At 45.1% G+C, this 17,199-nt stretch carries 11 protein-coding genes and 1 pseudogene; all 12 read right to left on the bottom strand.

Annotation, left to right across the window (positions count from 1 at the left end):
- The coding region (locus tag RYL88_RS00625) for a hypothetical protein (protein WP_314988516.1) at positions 1-1,260 on the bottom strand (1,260 nt) is incomplete at its 3' end.
- Between the two features lie 97 nt (positions 1,261-1,357).
- Positions 1,358-1,633 (bottom strand): annotated as a pseudogene (locus RYL88_RS00620) (DNA-deoxyinosine glycosylase); the annotation flags it as partial.
- Between the two features lie 136 nt (positions 1,634-1,769).
- On the bottom strand, positions 1,770-2,522 hold the full coding sequence (locus RYL88_RS00615; RefSeq protein WP_314988515.1) for a DUF4198 domain-containing protein: 753 nt from the start codon (positions 2,520-2,522) through the stop codon (positions 1,770-1,772).
- 352 nt (positions 2,523-2,874) lie between these two features.
- Positions 2,875-3,375, bottom strand: coding sequence for a DNA-deoxyinosine glycosylase (locus RYL88_RS00610; protein ID WP_314988514.1), 501 nt, complete (start codon positions 3,373-3,375; stop codon positions 2,875-2,877).
- Positions 3,376-3,508: 133 nt separating this feature from the next.
- Entirely contained in the window at positions 3,509-7,111 is a 3,603-nt protein-coding gene (nifJ, locus tag RYL88_RS00605) for a pyruvate:ferredoxin (flavodoxin) oxidoreductase (RefSeq protein ID WP_314988513.1), read from the bottom strand.
- A gap of 756 nt (positions 7,112-7,867) precedes the next feature.
- The gene (locus tag RYL88_RS00600) at positions 7,868-8,512 is read right to left on the bottom strand and encodes an HAD family hydrolase (RefSeq protein WP_314988512.1); all 645 of its coding nucleotides are present in this window, start codon (positions 8,510-8,512) and stop codon (positions 7,868-7,870) included.
- Positions 8,513-8,891: 379 nt separating this feature from the next.
- Positions 8,892-9,641, bottom strand: a complete 750-nt coding sequence (locus RYL88_RS00595) for a mechanosensitive ion channel domain-containing protein (RefSeq protein ID WP_314988517.1) — start codon at positions 9,639-9,641, stop codon at positions 8,892-8,894.
- A 98-nt stretch (positions 9,642-9,739) separates the two neighbouring features.
- Positions 9,740-10,741, bottom strand: a complete 1,002-nt coding sequence (locus RYL88_RS00590; protein ID WP_314988511.1) for an OmpA family protein — start codon at positions 10,739-10,741, stop codon at positions 9,740-9,742.
- A 164-nt stretch (positions 10,742-10,905) separates the two neighbouring features.
- The gene (gene rpsI / locus RYL88_RS00585; RefSeq protein ID WP_314398094.1) at positions 10,906-11,295 is read right to left on the bottom strand and encodes a 30S ribosomal protein S9; all 390 of its coding nucleotides are present in this window, start codon (positions 11,293-11,295) and stop codon (positions 10,906-10,908) included.
- A gap of 2 nt (positions 11,296-11,297) precedes the next feature.
- The gene (gene rplM, locus RYL88_RS00580) at positions 11,298-11,726 is read right to left on the bottom strand and encodes a 50S ribosomal protein L13 (protein WP_124851570.1); all 429 of its coding nucleotides are present in this window, start codon (positions 11,724-11,726) and stop codon (positions 11,298-11,300) included.
- A gap of 75 nt (positions 11,727-11,801) precedes the next feature.
- Positions 11,802-14,597, bottom strand: a complete 2,796-nt coding sequence (locus RYL88_RS00575) for a RecB-like helicase (RefSeq protein ID WP_314988510.1) — start codon at positions 14,595-14,597, stop codon at positions 11,802-11,804.
- Positions 14,594-17,188: a PD-(D/E)XK nuclease family protein gene (locus RYL88_RS00570; protein WP_314988509.1), complete on the bottom strand. Its 2,595-nt coding sequence runs from the start codon at positions 17,186-17,188 to the stop codon at positions 14,594-14,596. Before RYL88_RS00570 ends, RYL88_RS00575 begins: the two co-directional genes overlap by 4 nt.
- Between the last annotated feature and the right edge of the window lie 11 nt (positions 17,189-17,199).

The following is a 17,199-nucleotide window of genomic DNA, read 5'->3' as shown; positions in this document are numbered from 1 at the left end:
CATTAATTTTGTAAGCAACTCTTGATTTTCCTCATTTAAATTTTTAATTTGCTCTTTATAGCTTTCATATGAGCTTGTAACTGCAACTTTATGAGTATATTCCTGCAAGAGTTTCATAGCTTCTTTTCGTCTATTCGAACAAAAAATAGCAAGCCAAATAAGAGGTAGCCCCATAGTTATTTTTGAAAAAAATCCGAAAAAGATAATATAAATTTTATTGCTTAGTAGAGTAGAAATATAGGGTGTGTTTATCGCATCCTTTGATTGTTCGAGTTGTGAAATTGCAGTTTTTACATCAAAGTTTAAAATTTCTTTTAAATCATAAAAAGACCAAAGTGCTACTAAAAATATAAATAAAATACATACGATAAAGGAAAAATTCCAAAATATAATCGTTTCGCTTATTGATTTTTTCTCTCTATCATAAGAAGCAGAAAGGCTTGCATTTGTAGCCTTTTCGTTTAAATCTTTAATGATTTTATCGTATTCATCAAAGCGTTGTTTCATGGTATTTTCATATTCATCTAAACTATTAAACATATTATCAAGTTTTTGTTCCAAACCTCCATTGCGAACATTATCATTTAGTTCACCGAAAATCTTTATATGAAATTTTCCTATTTCTTCTAATTTTTGCGAATTTTCGATAATTTTTTCTTTAGTTGCTTCCAGATCCTGGGTTATCTTATTTCTTGCATTTTCTATTTCTTGCTGTATTGATGTATCTTTATTTTCTTGTTTAACTACCAAATTGGTTCTAAAATTTTCTATCTCATTAAAGTATCCATAAATTTCATCTTTATCCTCGATAAACTTATTGTTAGCAATATTGAATTTTTGTATAGAATTTTCGACATCTGCTGTTTTATTTTTTATCTCATCTAATTTTAAATCATCCAGTGATGTCTTTATGGCCTCGTTGTATCCCGCAATCATCTCCATAATGATTGGTTTTGCCTGATTTTTTGGAATGTATATGGTTGAATATCTGGCTAATATTGTTAAAGCGTTGTCGATAATGGCAGTCAAATGCCACATACTTCTATCCCAATTGACAAAGCAGTTTTGAAAATCTCCGAAAAAGGCATTCGGCAGTAGATTTTCATCCAATAAATTTACATAGTTTTCTATATAAATTAACGCTTCTTTATTTCTGGCGAATTCCTGGGTTTCGTTTTCTGGTATAGATTTAATATCTAATGTATTAACCGCTTCTTTTAACTGCTCGAAACTATTTAAAGAATTACTGATTTTTGACATTTATTTTCCTTGTGATAATAGTTAAACTTAAAATTTTAGCACCATTTTAATTATACATCTCTTTTGGGACTGTACAAACTTAATAAATTTGCCAAAATTAAGTCATTTTTAATGCCTCCGCGACGACCTTCCACTCTTGCACGAGCCTTTCAAGGCTAAAATTTGCGTTTGCAGGGCTAGTCGAGGGTAGTTTGAGGGGCGGTTTGCCCGTTGCGTTTAAAATTTGAGTTTTTAGATATTTTTCGCAGATTTCGTGCGCCTTGCCGCCGTTTGAAAATACCTGCGCTATGCACGCGCTGTTAAAAATCGGCTCTAAATTTGCTGGCTTGACGGCAGTCATTTTAGCATCGCTCGAGCCCTTTATCTCGCACGATGTCGCCAGTATATTTGCGGATTTGCGTAGTAAAAACTAAATTTACTGGGGAAAATTTAATTTAAAATGCAAAGTAGTAGGGCGCATCTTGCTGCGCCCTTTAAGAAATTTGAGATGCAATCTTGCAAATTTTGATCTATTTTAGCTCAAACGCAAGCGTTGCCGCGATCGTCTCGTCATCGCAAATTTTCGAGTCGGCAAACGGCATTTTATGCACCACTTGTAGTAGCCACTTTCCAGGTTTAAGGGCTAACACCTCTATCGTGCCGTCTGGCTCAGTTTCGCCATGAAATGCACTTTTTTCTTTCAAAAAGCCGTCAAATGTTCCATTGAGCGTAGCGCTTTCTAGCGGTTTGCCTTCAAATAGAATTTTAACTTTAAACGGTACGCCAACTTTGAAATTTGCCGGATTTTCAAGCGGAACTATCTCTAAACGCTGATTGGAAGGCTTTGTTACAGAGTCGTCCTTCGCGTTTTTGTTTATGACGCCTTTTGCGCTCATGCTCGCTTTTTTGCAGTATTTGGCGTCTTTGATATCTCCTTTGGTTTTGCCCATGTGCCATGTGCCATCGCTAGCTTTTGTCCAAAATGTAGGCTTGTACTCGCCAGCTATAAGGTAAGAGCCGTCATCAAGCTTGCCTCTTTCGTAGTGGTAGTTTTCACCGCTTTGTTTTAGGCTAAGCTTTTCGCCATTTTTGGCTATGATGTACGGGGCTTCAAATAGTCCGGTCTTGTTGTCTGGTATCTTTTCAACTGTCGGAAAATCGTCCGCATAGCCGATTTCAACGCTAGTTACGTCTTTGCTGCTTCCAAATAGCCAAAACTCGTGAGCCAAAGAATGGCTGCTAAATGCCGCCAAAGCCAAAAGTGCAAATAAATGCTTGTTCATTACCTATCCTTTAGATTAAAATGTCTATTTTTTATGTTTCTAAATATATGTCGCAAAAATATTTTTAAATTTCTACATAACTAAATTTTGCTATTGCTTTAGCAAAATTTAGTAATCAAAACTGATTTTGTTCATTTAAATTTATAAAATAATACAAGTACTAAAAATACTTTAACCAGTGAAAAATTTAAATCAGTGGTGCAATTATATCAAAATAATAACCAATGTCAATATAAAAATAGTTTTTTATTTTTAAAAAATAGCATAGTTAGTTAAGTTACTCAAGAAGATAAATTTTACTAAAAGATTAATAGCATAGAAACGAAAGACGAAGCTGTTTTGAGTTTTTGACCTACTTTAAGGCCTCAGCTATCACCGACCATTCGCTTGCAAGTTTATCTATACTAAATTTGGCATTTGCAGGGCTGGTCGATGGTAGCTTTATCACCGCATTTTTGGTCGCTTTTAAAATCTCGTCTTCTAAATATTTTTTACAAATTTCATAAGCCTTGCCGCCGTTTGAAAATACCTGCGCTATGCGCGCTCCGCTAAAGATCGGCTCTAAATTTGCTGGCACGACGGCGGTCATTTTGGCATCACTCGAACCCTTTATCTCGCACGAGATCGCAGCGTCGTAGATAGCGATACGGTGAGCGAGTAGAAAATCTATCTTTTCATCCGTGCTTCCTGGTAACGGAGCGTTTAAAATCCCGGCCAGCACGCGCCAAAAGCGATTTTGCGGATTTGCGTAGTAAAAGCCAAATTTACGAGAAACTACGGAAGGAAAGGATCCGAGGATTAAAATTTTAGAGTTTTTATCAAAAATAGGTTTAAAAGGATGGGTTTGGCTCATTTTGCGCCTTTTAAATTTGCCGCGTTAAATTTAAAATTTCAAATTTGAAAGCAAATTTAACCGCCCAAACGAGCGGCTAAATTTACGGATATTTTCCCTCGCCCGTCAAATTTGAGCGAGAGAAATTTGCGCCTTATTCGGCTACGCTGCCGGCAGAGGCATCCTCGGCGCTCTCAGGCGCGCCAGACTCGATCTCATCGCTAAAGTCAGCCAAGCTTAGGCGTTTTAGTTGGCGGTAGCGTCTTTGCGCGTCGGCCTTGTTTTTAGCCAGCAGCTCGTCGGCGTGCTGCGGATTCGTCTTTTTGAGCGAGTTGTAGCGAACTTCGTTTAGCAAAAACTCCTCGTAAAGCGACCAATCCGGCTCTTTTGAGGTCATTTTGAGCGGGTTTTTGCCCTCTTTGATTAGGCGCGGGTCGTAGACGTAGGTCGGCCAGTAGCCGCACTTGGTCGCTAGCTCGCCTTGACCGCCGGAGTAGGCCATGCCGCCTTTTATACCATGCGCGATACACGGCGAATACGCTATCACGAGGCTAGGTCCGTCGTAGGCTTCGGCTGCGGCGATGGCTTTTATTGTGTTTGCTTGGCTCGCGTTTGAGTTGATCTGCGCGACGAAGATGTTTCCGTAGGTCATCGCGATGTAGCCTAGATCTTTTTTCTGCATAGGCTTGCCGCTAGCGGTAAACTGCGCTATGGAGCCAGCGCGGCTTGATTTTGAGCTTTGACCGCCGGTGTTTGAGTAGACCTCGGTGTCAAGCACCAGTACGTTTACGTTCTCTCCGCTAGCTAGCACGTGATCAAGTCCGCCAAAGCCGATGTCGTAGGCCCAGCCGTCTCCGCCGATGATCCACTGTGATTTTTTGACGAGGTATCTTTTTAGCTCTAAAATTTCTTTTACGCCCTCTACGTCTAAATTTTGCTCCAAAATCGGCGTTAAAATTTTAGTGATTTGCGTCGTTTTCTCGCCGTCGTTTTTATGCGCGATCCAGTCGGAGTATAGCGCGGCTAGGGCATTTGGCGCGGCGTCTTTGGTGCGTAGCATTACATCCTCGATGCGGTGGCGCAGCGTCTCTACCGCGACGTTCATACCCATGCCAAACTCCGCGTTATCTTCAAACAGCGAGTTCGCCCACGCTACGCCCTTGCCCTCTTTGTTCGTCGTATAAGGCGTCGAAGGCGCGCTGCCGCCGTAGATCGAGCTACATCCGGTGGCGTTTGCCACGATCATGCGGTCGCCAAACAGTCTTGTAACAAGCCCGATATAAGGCGTCTCGCCGCATCCCGGGCATGCGCCGTGAAACTCAAATAACGGCTGTGCAAATCCCACGCCCTTGACGCTATCTTTGCTCATTAGATCGTCTTTGTAGGTTACTTTTTTAAATAAATAATCGGCGTTTTCCTGCTCGTTTTTCTCCATCTCCTCGCCCAAAGGCACCATGACGAGCGATTTTTCCTTGCTCGGGCAAATTTGAGCGCACAGCTCGCAGCCCGTGCAGTCAAGCGGGCTAACTTGGATTTTGTATTTTAGCCCTTTTACCTCTTTGCCTTTGGCGTCTAGGACGTGATCTTGCACCGTTTGCGGCGCGGCGGCGAGCTCGTTTTCGTCGATGAGGAACGGCCTGATGACCGCGTGCGGGCAGACGAAGGCGCACTGGTTGCACTGGATGCAGTTGCCCTCGATCCACTTCGGCACCATCACGCCGATGCCGCGTTTTTCGTAGGCCGTGGTGCCTGATTTAAAGTGTCCGTCCTCAAAGCCAACAAAGGCCGAAACTGGCAAGCTATCGCCCCTGGCGGCGTTGATAGGCTTGACGATTTTTTCTATAAATTCGTCGCCGACGTATTTTTCCTCCGCGCTCGCGTCATCCGTCAAATTTGCCCAAGACGGATCAACCGCGACCTTAACCAGCCCGTCCGCTCCCATATCGATGGCCTTGTAGTTCATCTCCACGATCGCTTCGCCCTTTTTGGCGTAGGCTTTGTGCGCGTATTCTTTCATGTATTTTTGCGCGTCGGCAAATGGGATGATGTCTGCTAGCTTAAAAAACGCCGACTGCATGATGGTGTTCGTGCGGTTTTTTAGCCCGATCTCGCGAGCTAGCTTAGTGGCGTTGATGATGTAGAAATTTACCTTTTTAGCGGCCAAAATTTTCTTTACTTTATTCGGCAGTTTAGCGACCGTCTGCTCGGCGTCCCAGATCGAGTTTAGCAGGAACGTCCCGCCCTCGCGGATACCGTCTATCACGTCGTAAATTTCAAGATACGCCGCGACCGAGCAGGCTACGAAGTGCGGATTTGAGACGAGATAGGTCGAGCGGATCGGGTTTTTACCGAAACGCAGGTGCGAGCGCGTATAGCCGCCGGATTTTTTGCTGTCGTAGGCAAAATACGCCTGCGCGTAAAGATCGGTTTTGTCGCCGATGATTTTGATGGAGTTTTTATTCGCTCCCACGGTACCGTCCGCGCCAAGGCCGTAAAATAGGCACTCTTTCACGCTTGCGTCGCTTAGCGAAATTTTCTCGCCGACTTTTAGCGAGGTGAAGGTCACGTCGTCCTCGATACCGACGGTAAAGCCGTTTTTTGGCCCCTCTAAATTTAAATTTTCAAAGACGGCTAACATTTGCGCAGGATCGACGTCTTTTGAGCTTAGACCGTAGCGGCCGCCCACGATCACGGGCTGATTTTTGCGTCCGTAAAACGCCGCCTTGACGTCCAAATATAGCGGCTCGCCGAGGCTTCCGGGCTCTTTCGTGCGGTCTAGCACGGCGATCTTTTCTACCGTCTCAGGCATCACGTCAAAGAGGTATTTTAGGCTAAACGGACGATATAGATGTACCTTTAGCACGCCTACTTTTTCGCCTTTTGCGCGCAGGTGATCGACTACCTCTTCGAGAGTTTGCGTGACAGAGCCCATCGCGACCACGACGCGCGTAGCGTGCGGATCGCCGTAATAATTAAACGGTTTATAATCGCGTCCCGTGATTTTTGAAATTTCTTTTAGATACTCGGCCACGATATCAGGCACGGCGTCGTAGTAGCGGTTAGCTAGCTCGCGCGTCTGGAAGTAGATGTCGTCGTTTTGCGCCGTACCGCGAGTTTTCGGGTTTTCGGGGTTTAGCGCCTCGTCTCTAAATTTTTGTAGCGCCTCGCGGTCAAGAAGCCTATCAAAGTGCGCGTAGTCAAGCACCTCGATCTTTTGTATCTCGTGGCTCGTGCGAAATCCGTCAAAAAAGTGCAAAAACGGCACGCGACCCTTGATCGCCGCTAGATGCGCGACGCCCGCGATATCCATGACCTCTTGCACGGAGCCGCTTGCTAGCATAGCAAATCCCGTCTGGCGACAGGCATAAATGTCCTGATGATCGCCAAAGATAGAAAGCGCCTGGGCCGCGATAGAGCGCGCACTCACGTGGATGACGCCGGGTAGTAGCTGGCCTGCGATTTTGTACATGTTTGGGATTTTTAGCAAAAGTCCTTGCGAAGCCGTGTATGTGGTAGTCAGCGCGCCTACTTGCAGCGAACCGTGCACGGTGCCGGCGGCTCCGCCTTCGCTTTGCATTTCGACGACTTTAACGGGCATACCGAATAAATTTTTCTTGCCCTGAGCCGCCCACATATCGGTGTAATCGGCCATCGGCGAGCTAGGAGTGATCGGGTAGATGCCTGCAACCTCCGTAAATGCGTAAGCCGCGTGCGCCGCAGCCTCGTTTCCGTCCATAGTTTTCATTATTTTAGCCATTTTTCCGCCTTAAATTTTCTTACGATTTTTAAAAATCTTTTATTATAGAGCTAGTTTCCAAAATATCTAATTAATCAGCTAAGTTACATTTTCAAAAAAGCTCAAATTTAATAATCTAAAGCCCCAAATTTGACCTGGCGGCCGATTTTAAAAACTACTCAAATTTAGCAGATAAATTTAAAAAACGAAGAAGACGTGCGTCAGGTTTTTATCCGCGTTAGCCGCGATTTTCGTCTTATGCTTTTATGCCACAACGAATGAAAAATCACGAACGAAGCAAAATTTGCGGCAAGCAAGCGTAAGAAGACGGCCACCTATCATAGCCGTCTCGCGACATGATTTTATAATCATCGCCCAGAAGGCTTAAGGCTACTTCTAAAGACGGGTCAACAGAAAATGAGCCGCCGTTAGCTACATACGGGTAATCTCGGTCACGTACTCCGAATTGCTGTTTTACGGCCATTTGGGCGACGAGTCGCATAAAAATCTTGGGCGCGGGTTTTGACAGCCTTTATCTTAATGCAAACGATGCGTTGAGCCCTTTGAGAAAAAGGGAGCGCATCGGCAAGTCAAATTTGCCTCTTTGCCATGGTTCTTGCGACAAATTTGATTTAAATTTGACTCGCTATACTTGTCGCGGCGTTTTATAGATGGTTAAATTTAACAACTCAAACAAACACTTAAAATAGCCGTTTATCAAGCTAGCTATAGGTTTTTGATCGCTGCTAAAATCTAAATTTATCGGCAGCCTCATCTCTACGCTATAAATTTAACCGCCTCAAATGCGTTTTTAAAGATCAAATTTGAATGCTCGCGCAAATCAGCCTCATTGCCGTAGCCGCAAACCAGCCCGATACCCGCGATGCCCGCACGCTTCGCCGCCTCCAGATCCATCGTCGTATCGCCGATCATAAAGGCGCTCACCCTATCTTGCGCGTTTGTCTTGCCTAGGCGCTCAAGAGCCGCGTTTATGGGCTCGGGGTCGGGCTTTGGGCTTACGACGTCGTCTCTGCCGATCACGGTTTTGATAAATTTCATAACGCCCAAGTGCTCAAGCAAGATGACCGAAAATTTCGACGTTTTCGTCGTCACGACGCCCACGTCCGCAACCTCGCTAGCAAGCGCCAACGCGCCCGCCGCGCCCTCAAGCAAAGACGTTTGCTCCAAAAAAATCTGCTCGTAACGCGCCTTATATGCGGCGATATAATCAGGCACGAGCTGCGTCGGCGCGCCAAGTTCGGCAAACATGACGTCAAGGGGATGACCGACTAGGGTCTTGACCGCCTCGGGCTTTGGAGCAGGCTCGCCGTGAGCGCGAAACGCCGCGCCAAATCCATCAAGGATCGCGGGCGTCGAGTCGATAAGCGTACCATCTAGGTCAAAAAGTATGGTTTTTTTCATTTTGTTTCTTTCTTTTTTGATTGCGCTACCGCAAATTTGACGGCATTTTCGCGTCAAATTTATGTTTTAAAATACTTTGATTTTACTTTTTGTATTTTAAAACTTGCCTTAAGTCGGCTTTTTTAAATTTTAAATTTTCATCGTTTTGGGTTTTGATTTCGTTTTACCTTATTGTAGGCCAGGTACTAAAATCACGGTTTTCTTAAAATACCATGATGTCAAATTTAACTTTTATGTAAGGATACTGTTTAAAATATTGCAGGCAAAATTTCTAGCGCTTGTGCATTTATGCAAATTTATCAAAACTAGCTTGCGGATTAAATTTGACTTATCAACTATGCGAGCGCATAAATATAAAATACGCAAAAAAAACGCGTGATCAAATTTGCTCATCTTGCTTTTTATCTTGATATCGGATGCTAAGCTGCGGCGACGGTATAGAGATACCTTTAGCGTCAAATGCAAGCTTGACGCTTTCTAACATAGCAAACTGTACATCCGAAAAATCATCGCTCGCACACCAAAATCTAGCGGTCAAATTTACGCTATTTTCACCCAGGCTCCCGACCCCGACGAATGGCTTTGGCTCTTTTAGGATCTTTTTGTTTTCGTCAGCTAGGTTTAAAATGATCTCTTTTGCAAGCTTTAAATCATCTTTGTAATCTATGGAAAATGCGAGTTCGACTCGCCTGGTGCCCTCTTTTGAGAAGTTTATTATATTGCTACTTATGATACGTCCGTTTGGGATAATGATAGTTTTGTGATCGGTCGTTCGCAAAACGGTACTAAACATATTGATCTCTTTGACTGCGCCCTGTACGCCTGCGACTTCTATGTGGTCTTTGAGTTTAAACGGTCTAAAAAATATTATCAAAAACCCTGCGCCGATATTTGAAAAAGTATCCTTAAACGCCATACCGATAGCAAGGCCGATAGCGCCTAGCGCAGCAACAAACATAGAGGTCTCGACGCCCAAATTTGCGATAGCGGCTATGATTATGAAAGCCATAAGAAGCGTTTTGATGATATTTAGTAAAAAACTCGAAAGAGTTTCGTCAAGTCTAGAAGAAGTAACTAATTTTGATATAAGATTTGAGATTTTAGCTACTAGCCATTTGCCGATAAGCAAGATGGCGATAGAGCCTAAGATTTTTAAGGAATAGGACGAGATTAATGACCAAATAAGTTCAAATTTAATCTCGTCCATGCATTATTAAGCTAGGCTAATTATTTGTTAAATCTAGCTTCAACGCGTCTATTCTCAGCGCGTCCTTCTTTTGTTTTGTTTGAAGCGACAGGTTTAAGCTCGCCATATCCTACAGTTGTGATCTTGTCTGCACTTACGCCAAGTTCTTCAAGAGCTTTAGCAACTGCGTTTGCTCTTTTTTCAGATAGTTTTTGGTTATAAGCCTCAGCGCCAATGCTGTCTGTATGTCCGCTTAGAACTACACGGTAGCCTGGATTTTCACCCATGAAGTTAGCTACTTTTTTGATCTCTTCAAGATATTTTGGAGTTATTTTGTAGCTATCAAATGCGAAGTTTACGCCAATATCTCTAAGAACGATAACCTTCTCGCATCCAGTCTCGTCAACTACTACGCCTGCCGGTGTATTTGGGCATTGATCGACATCGTTTAAAACGCCGTCATTATCATCGTCAAGGCTTACAGGAGCTGAAACAGGCTCAGCTTTTGGCGCCTCCGCAACTACAGGAGCATTTTTAGCACCGAAGCCAACTGCAAAACCTAGCGTATAGAATAGGTTGTGATCTGCATGTTCAAATTTAATAGCATCTACGGCTTCAGCGCGTAGAGCAAAGTTATCGGTAATTTGATATCTCAAACCAAGGCCGTATTGACCGAAGCCGCCGTCATCGTTTTTGACGAATTTTTTTGAGACATCCTCATAACCTGCACCAAGCAAGCCGTAAAGAGATAGTTTTTCAGTTAGATCGAAGTCTTTAATAGCATTAACGAAATATCTAGTAGCCTTTCCGTCTACGCCATACTCTCTTATCTTGTTAGTGTGGCTAAGACCGAGTTCTACGTGATCTATAAAGAAATTTTCAAGGTTTCTTCCGATTCTTAAACCGATAGCCGATTGTTCATTTGTTCCCAAATTTCCTTCAGGATGAACGCCGCCTATTGTCGGAGTTAGTTCGTAATTGTAAGCTGAATCAGCGGCAAAAAGCGCAGTAGCAGCAACTAAAGCAAGAGCAATCTTTTTCATAAGTTATCCTTTCTTTTGTCCCGTTTTTTCACGAGACTATTTTTTGATTTTATCACTAATTTATAAATCTAAATTTAACATACAACTTGAGACATATCAGTCTTTCCAAACTATATACCTCATCTCCAAAATCTAAAAGCCGACGAAACGGCTTTAGCAAACTATTAGCGTTTAGAGAATTGCGGGCTTCTTCTAGCTTTTCTTCTACCGAATTTCTTACGCTCGACGACGCGCGAGTCGCGAGTTAGTAGGCCTTTTGGTTTTAGGGTTGCCCTAAAGTCGGCGTCAAATAGAGCCAATGCTCTTGATATACCGTGTCTTAGCGCCTCAGCCTGAGCAGAGTATCCGCCGCCTAGAGTAGTTGCGGTTACGTCTACAGAACCCTCTTGTTTTGTTAAAAGTAGAGGTTGAACCACTTTTAGCTTGATAGCCTCGTGTCCGCCTAGCCAAGTGTTTAGATCAAGTCCGTTTACTAAAATTTTACCGCTGCCTGGTTTTATCCAGACTTTTGCTACGGCAGTTTTTCTTTTACCGGTTGCATAAACTTTCGCCATGATTATTTTCCTTCTTTTTTAGCTATTTGAGCCGTGTGCGGATGCTCGCTGCCGGCGTAAACTTTTAGTTTTTTTATCATCTCTCTACCGAGTTTTGTTTTCGGAAGCATTCCGCGAACGGCTAGCTTGAACAGTTTTTCAGGTTTGCCCGCTAAAAGCTCGCCGAATTTCTCGCTCTTAGTGCTACCGAAATACCCTGAATGGCGGTGATAAAGCTTTTGCTCAGCTTTATTGTTGCCCGTAAATTCGGCTTTAGAAGCGTTGATTATGATAACGTAATCGCCGCAATCGACATTCGGAGTGAAATTTGGTTTATGCTTACCGCGAAGCAGCGTAGCCACCTCGGTTAGCAATCTACCAAAACGCTTGCCTGCCGCGTCAAGCACGATCCACTCGCGCTCCACTTCGTTTGGTTTTGTTATTTTCGTCATTTCTTACCCTTTAGATAATTTTAAGTCGTGATTGTATTCAAATGCACCTTACAAGTAGCTTAATTTAAGCTATATTTAAATATTAATACTTCGAATTTCGTCCCGCAAAGCGTAAAATATCGCCGCACTAACGCTCAAATTCGGATAAATTTGAGCCAATATTTTTTTGTACTCCTCAACCTGTGCGATATTTTCATCTATATTTTTATCGCTCGTTTTGTAGTCGATCACGCAGATTTCGGTTTCATCCAAGCAGAGCAGATCAAGCTGTTTTAGCGCGCCCTCAAAGCGCAAAGGTTGTTCTTTAAACACCCTCTTTGCCTGCGTCATTTGCTTAAATTTAGGCTCGTTTATCAAATTTAGCCCGCGCGCGTATATTTCATCCAGCTCGCCCTCGTCTAAAAATTTATGAAACGCGTTTCGCATCGAAATTTGCGCCGTTTTTAGCGAGTCCTCGTCAAATTTTTCCGCCATTTCTAGCAGATAGTGTAGCGCCAAGCCGAAATAAATCGCCTTTTGATTTTTGCCCTCGGTTTTAGGCGTTTCATCCACGATTTGCTTTGAAATTTGAGCTAATTTAATAGGCTCAAATTTGCCAACCGACGTCAAATTTCGCGCCTTGCTAGGAGTCGGTTCGCCGAAGCTAAAATCAACCAAATCAAGATACTCTATAACCTCGCCGTTACTCTCATACGCCCCAAAAAAGCTCGGGTTTCTGCCGTTTGCGCCCGTTTTTTTTACAATGATTAGCCCGCTGATCGCCCGCGTTAGCGCGACGTATAGCTTGTTCATATCCTCTTCGCGCTCGAGCCGCGCCGCCTTTTCTTTTAGCCTTGCAAAATCCTCGTCGATGCACTGTTTTTTGACGTTGTGTCGCACCTGCCAGGAGCCCGTACCCGAGTCGTATTCAGCGATGAAATTTGAGCCGCCCTGCCGTCCGGTGCTCATTTTATCGCACACGATCACGTTTTCAAACTCGAGCCCCTTTGACTTGTGGACGGTCATTATTTTCACGCCCTCGCCGATTTTTGCGCTCGCTTTTGCCTCAAATCTATCAAGATTATAGATAAACTCGGTCAAATTTGAATAAGGCTGCGCCAGTTCCAGCAGCCGCAAAACGTCCGCGTCGCTCATATCTACGCCAAGCTTGCCCGCCAGATAGTGCAGGCTCTCAAGCGCCGATTTTTGCGGATTTACGCTCAGTTTTACGGCGTTTACGTCTAGGATCGCCTCGGTATTTAGCTTGTAAATTTGCTCGTCAAATAGGCAAAATTTAGCGTATTCCGCTACTGCGCGCACGTTTTTGCTCGCTAGTAGCGCCGTCACGCCCTCGCTCACGCTTTTTACGCCCGCCTCGCTCAGCAAATTTGAGATTTTATTTATATCGTCGTTTTTCCAGCAAAGCACGGTGATATCGTCCTTGCTGACCCCTTTTTGCAGGAGAAATTTAACCTGCTGCACCGCCTCTACCGCCACATCATCGCCGCTAATTACCCGCACGAAGCCAAGATCGTCCTCCTGTGCCTCAAAGTACGGCATCTGCCCTACCAAATTTACTCGCTCGCCCTCTTTTTGGGGCGTTCTTTGCGGTTTAAAATTTTCGATTTTACCCGCAAATACGGCGTTCGTAAATCTAACCAGCGCCTTTTTGCTGCGGTAATTTACCTCCAAATTTTGCGCTTTGATCTGCGGAAAATCGCGCATCAGTTTGCCGAAAAGCTCCTTTTTACCACCGCGAAAACGATAAATACTCTGCTTTACGTCGCCGACGTAAAAAAAGCTGCCAAGCCCGTTTTGTCCGTATCCCGAGACGATTTCTTCGATGAGCGGTCGCATGATCTCGTACTGCGCGACGTTGGTGTCTTGAAACTCGTCGATGAGCAGGTGATTTATACGTCCGTCAAGCCTAAAATAAAGCATCTGCGCGTCCGTCTCGCCGCCCCTTAAAAGCTCGTAAACTAGGCGCGTCACGTCGCTAAAGGCGAGCGAATTTAGCCTTTTGTTTAACGAGATTTTGCACTCTTTATAGATTTTTAAAAATCTAGCGAGCTCGGCGATTTTATACTCCTCAAGCGCGTCAAAATAGCGCTTTAGCTGCGCTTTTAACTCAAAAAACATCCCATCAAGCTCCGGCGTATAAATTTTAGAAAACGTACGATAATCAAGGCTCGCGCGCGACATAAAAGAGCGAGCTAAAATTTCGCTTGGAGTCCCTTCTTTTACGGCGCTTTGCGCGTCTTTGCCGCCGCCTCTAGCTAGGACGTACTCACGCATATTTTTTAGCGCTTCCGCAACGCCGCTTTCGTTTGGAAACGCCGCATTTTCGCTGCTTTTTAGCTCGCCGAAATTTTCGTAAAACATCTCCAAGCTCTCAAAAAAGCTACTCTGACTGCGCTCGGCCGTCGCTATCAAATTTGCAAGCGCCTTTAGCAGTCGCATATCCTTACTCACGCTATCGACAAACTCGCCTCGCTGCAGCTCGTTTAAATTTTCGCTCACTTCAAAATCCGCGCTTAGCCCCAAATTTAAGCAAAAGCTGCGCAAGATACCGACGAAAAACGAGTCAAACGTGCCGATTTTTAGATCGCTTTCTAAAAAATGAGTCGCCCGCGCGTCGCGCAAGGCTAAAATTTCATCCCTGCCCGCGCCCAAAATTTGCTCCAGCTCGGCTAGCTCGGCGCCCTTTTCCTCGAGCCGCAAAAAGGTCTGTACGATGCGCTCTTTCATCTCGTTGGCGGCCTTTTTGGTAAAGGTTAGCGCCGTGATCTCGCGCGCGTCGGCGCCTGATAGCAAAATCGCGATAAAACGTACGCTAAGCGCAAAGGTCTTGCCGCTGCCCGCACTCGCCTCGAGGGCCAAAAACGGCTTCATAGTTTGCCTTTCACTAAAATTTTATAGTCTTCATATTCGCTCATCGCGCCCTTGGCCTCCCCAAAATTTATCGGCGTGTTGTTGATGGATTTTAGCTGCTCGATCGCCTCGCCCAGCGCGTCAGTACTAGCCTCGCCAGCTACCAAATTCATATTATCTTTGAGGTCATAGAAATACCCCTCGCAAGGCCTACCAACGAGCGCCTCGTAAAACGGCAGTTGCAAGGATTTGGCGTCAAATTTTCCGCTTTTATAGTCAATCACCGCTAGCTCGCCGCCGCACACGTCTATGCGGTCGATTTTGCCCGTTATGCGCACGCCTGCAAACACGCTTTCAAGCTCTTTTTCAAGCCCATGCACGCGCCATCCCGCCTCATATCTCGCGTCCTCTGCGGCCTTAAATTTTTCCATCTTTATCATCGTTATCTCGCGCTCTAGCGGCGGAGTGTTTAGCTCCCTTAGCACCGTTTCAAATTTAGCGAGGTCAAACCTCTCAAATTTGGAGTAATACTCAAAAAGCGCCCTGTGTAGCGAGTTACCGAAGTCCGCCGCGGACGCCGTTTGCGGCATCACGGGCGGCTTTACGTTCAAAATATATCTGTAATAATACCGCCGCGGACACTGCAAATAGGTGTTTAGCCTGCTAAAAGAGAGCGGGATGGCGAAAAAATCGTGCTTGACGATGATATCCTGCTCGAAAATTTTAGGTTTTGCGGGCGTTTTTCGAGTAAATTTTATAAAATTTAGCGCTCGCGGGTTTTGGCTCGGCGTTTTGTTCTGCGCGGCGTTTTCGTCAAATTTACTAACTAAATTTGCGTCCGAATTTAGCTCGCCCCCTGCTTCGTCAAATTCAAACAAACTCCGCTCTTTGGCGGTTTTTGCTTGTTTAGGTTTAGCCTCGCTCCTTTCGTCAAGATGCGGGTTCATCTCGGCCTCAAATTTCTGCTCGTCCGCAAAACCGGCCTTTGCGTCAAATTCGCCGTTAAACAGCGCTGCATAGCTCTCGTCGCTAAATCTCGCGTCCTCCACGGCGTTAAATTCGCCGAGAAATCTCGACGCGATTTTCTCCTCGTTTGCCGCGTAGCATATCGCCGCTTTTTTCGCGCCGCCGATTAGGCTCTCGTAGTAAAATCTCTGCAAATTTTCGCGGTCTACGTAGCCGATGAGCCCTGCCTTTTGGCGCACGCGCGAGCTTAAAAACATCTCGTTTACGCTGCGCTTTGGCACCAAATCGTCGTTAAAATCAAGCACTATGACGCCCTCAAATTTAAGCCCGCGACTCTCCAAAACGCCCATGACGCCGATCTTGCCGCCGCCTACGTGATCAAGCCTTAAGCGCGCTAGCTTTATCAAAAATATCTCGCAAATTTGACGCAGCGTAAAGCTAAAATACCTAGCCAAACTCTGCGCGTAAAATAGCTCCTCTCGCGCTTTTTGCGCGGCGGCGGGGTCGCTCTCAAGCGCCAAAATCTCCTCCATAAGCGCCCTAAAATCCTCAAACGAGCAAGGCGCTTCAAAACCGTTTTTAAATTTAGCAAATAGCTCGGAGCGGACGCCAAATTCGCGCAGATTAAACTCGAATTCGTTAAAATTCGCGTAGTTATCCTCGCTCAAATTTACGCGGATTTTGTCGTTTATCGCGGTTACTATGCACTTTAAAATTTGAAAAAAACGAGTTCGCGTGAAGCTCTCGCCCATCGCGAAGTTAAACATCTTGCCGCGGTCGTGCAGGCGCAATATCTCGGCAAAGCTCTCATCGGGCAGGATAACGGCGATATTTTCGGGTTTGATGCCATCAGCCACAAACTCGCTAGCCTTTGCCATCGCGTAGGCCGCCTGCAGGCTTCTAGCGCTAAAGCTTCTTTTTAAAACGAGCGGATTTTTGCGCAAGACGCCCGTTTTTTTTAGCTCGCGCGAGCTCAAATTTAGCTCAAATTCGCCGTATAGGCTAAACTCGCTCGCGTCAATGCCAGAGATTTCGGCTAGTTTTAGGATCAGTTTTTTGTTAAATTTACTGGTTTGAAAGATGATTTTTAGCGTCGTTAGCTTGGCGATCTCGCTAAACAACTCCCACTCAAATTCGCTCAAAAAGCCGTCTACTTCAAGATAAATCTCGCGAAATTCTCTGACGAATCCGCCGTTTAGCTCGTAAATTTCAGGCAGCGCGATGCCGTCGTATAGATTTTCGGCCGCGAGCAGCTCCTTATATCGCGCAAGCACCGCCTCGAGGATACCCAGATGCTCCTCGTAATCGGCGTAAATATCGCTAAATTTCAGATCCGCCACGCTCTTTTTGCTGATAGCAAGCTCCTTAAAAAAGCTAAAAAGATAGTCGTTGTTTTTCAAAAATGCAAAAAACTCGGACGGGATACGCAGCCTCTCGGAGGCCTCCCTCACGCTCGCGCAGGCTCGCTGCATCAGCACCAGCGCGTACGCCTCGTCCGCCTCAAAGCGCCCGGGCACTAGCACGGCCTTTTGCTCAAACTGCGCTATCGTCATGGCCTTTGGCACGAGTTCGTTTTGAAATTTCGCGTTAAATTCGCGGATCTTTCGCGAGTTGGTAAAGATATAAAGTTTGTCTAAATTTTGCATAGAAGCTCTTT

Source organism: uncultured Campylobacter sp., assembly GCF_963517995.1.
Taxonomy (GTDB): Bacteria; Campylobacterota; Campylobacteria; order Campylobacterales; family Campylobacteraceae; genus Campylobacter_A.
This window is presented reverse-complemented; position numbering and strand designations above follow the sequence as displayed.

Excerpts from the sequence above, each read along its gene's own strand:
- rpsI (WP_314398094.1), bottom strand. The coding sequence starts at position 11,295 with ATGGCGAAAGTTTATGCAACCGGTAAAAGAAAAACTGCCGTAGCAAAA.
- RYL88_RS00570 (WP_314988509.1), bottom strand. The coding sequence starts at position 17,188 with ATGCAAAATTTAGACAAACTTTATATCTTTACCAACTCGCGAAAGATC.
- RYL88_RS00575 (WP_314988510.1), bottom strand. The coding sequence starts at position 14,597 with ATGAAGCCGTTTTTGGCCCTCGAGGCGAGTGCGGGCAGCGGCAAGACC.
- RYL88_RS00600 (WP_314988512.1), bottom strand. The coding sequence starts at position 8,512 with ATGAAAAAAACCATACTTTTTGACCTAGATGGTACGCTTATCGACTCG.
- RYL88_RS00615 (WP_314988515.1), bottom strand. The coding sequence starts at position 2,522 with ATGAACAAGCATTTATTTGCACTTTTGGCTTTGGCGGCATTTAGCAGC.
- RYL88_RS00590 (WP_314988511.1), bottom strand. The coding sequence starts at position 10,741 with ATGAAAAAGATTGCTCTTGCTTTAGTTGCTGCTACTGCGCTTTTTGCC.
- nifJ (WP_314988513.1), bottom strand. The coding sequence starts at position 7,111 with ATGGCTAAAATAATGAAAACTATGGACGGAAACGAGGCTGCGGCGCAC.
- rplM (WP_124851570.1), bottom strand. The coding sequence starts at position 11,726 with ATGACGAAAATAACAAAACCAAACGAAGTGGAGCGCGAGTGGATCGTG.
- RYL88_RS00610 (WP_314988514.1), bottom strand. The coding sequence starts at position 3,375 with ATGAGCCAAACCCATCCTTTTAAACCTATTTTTGATAAAAACTCTAAA.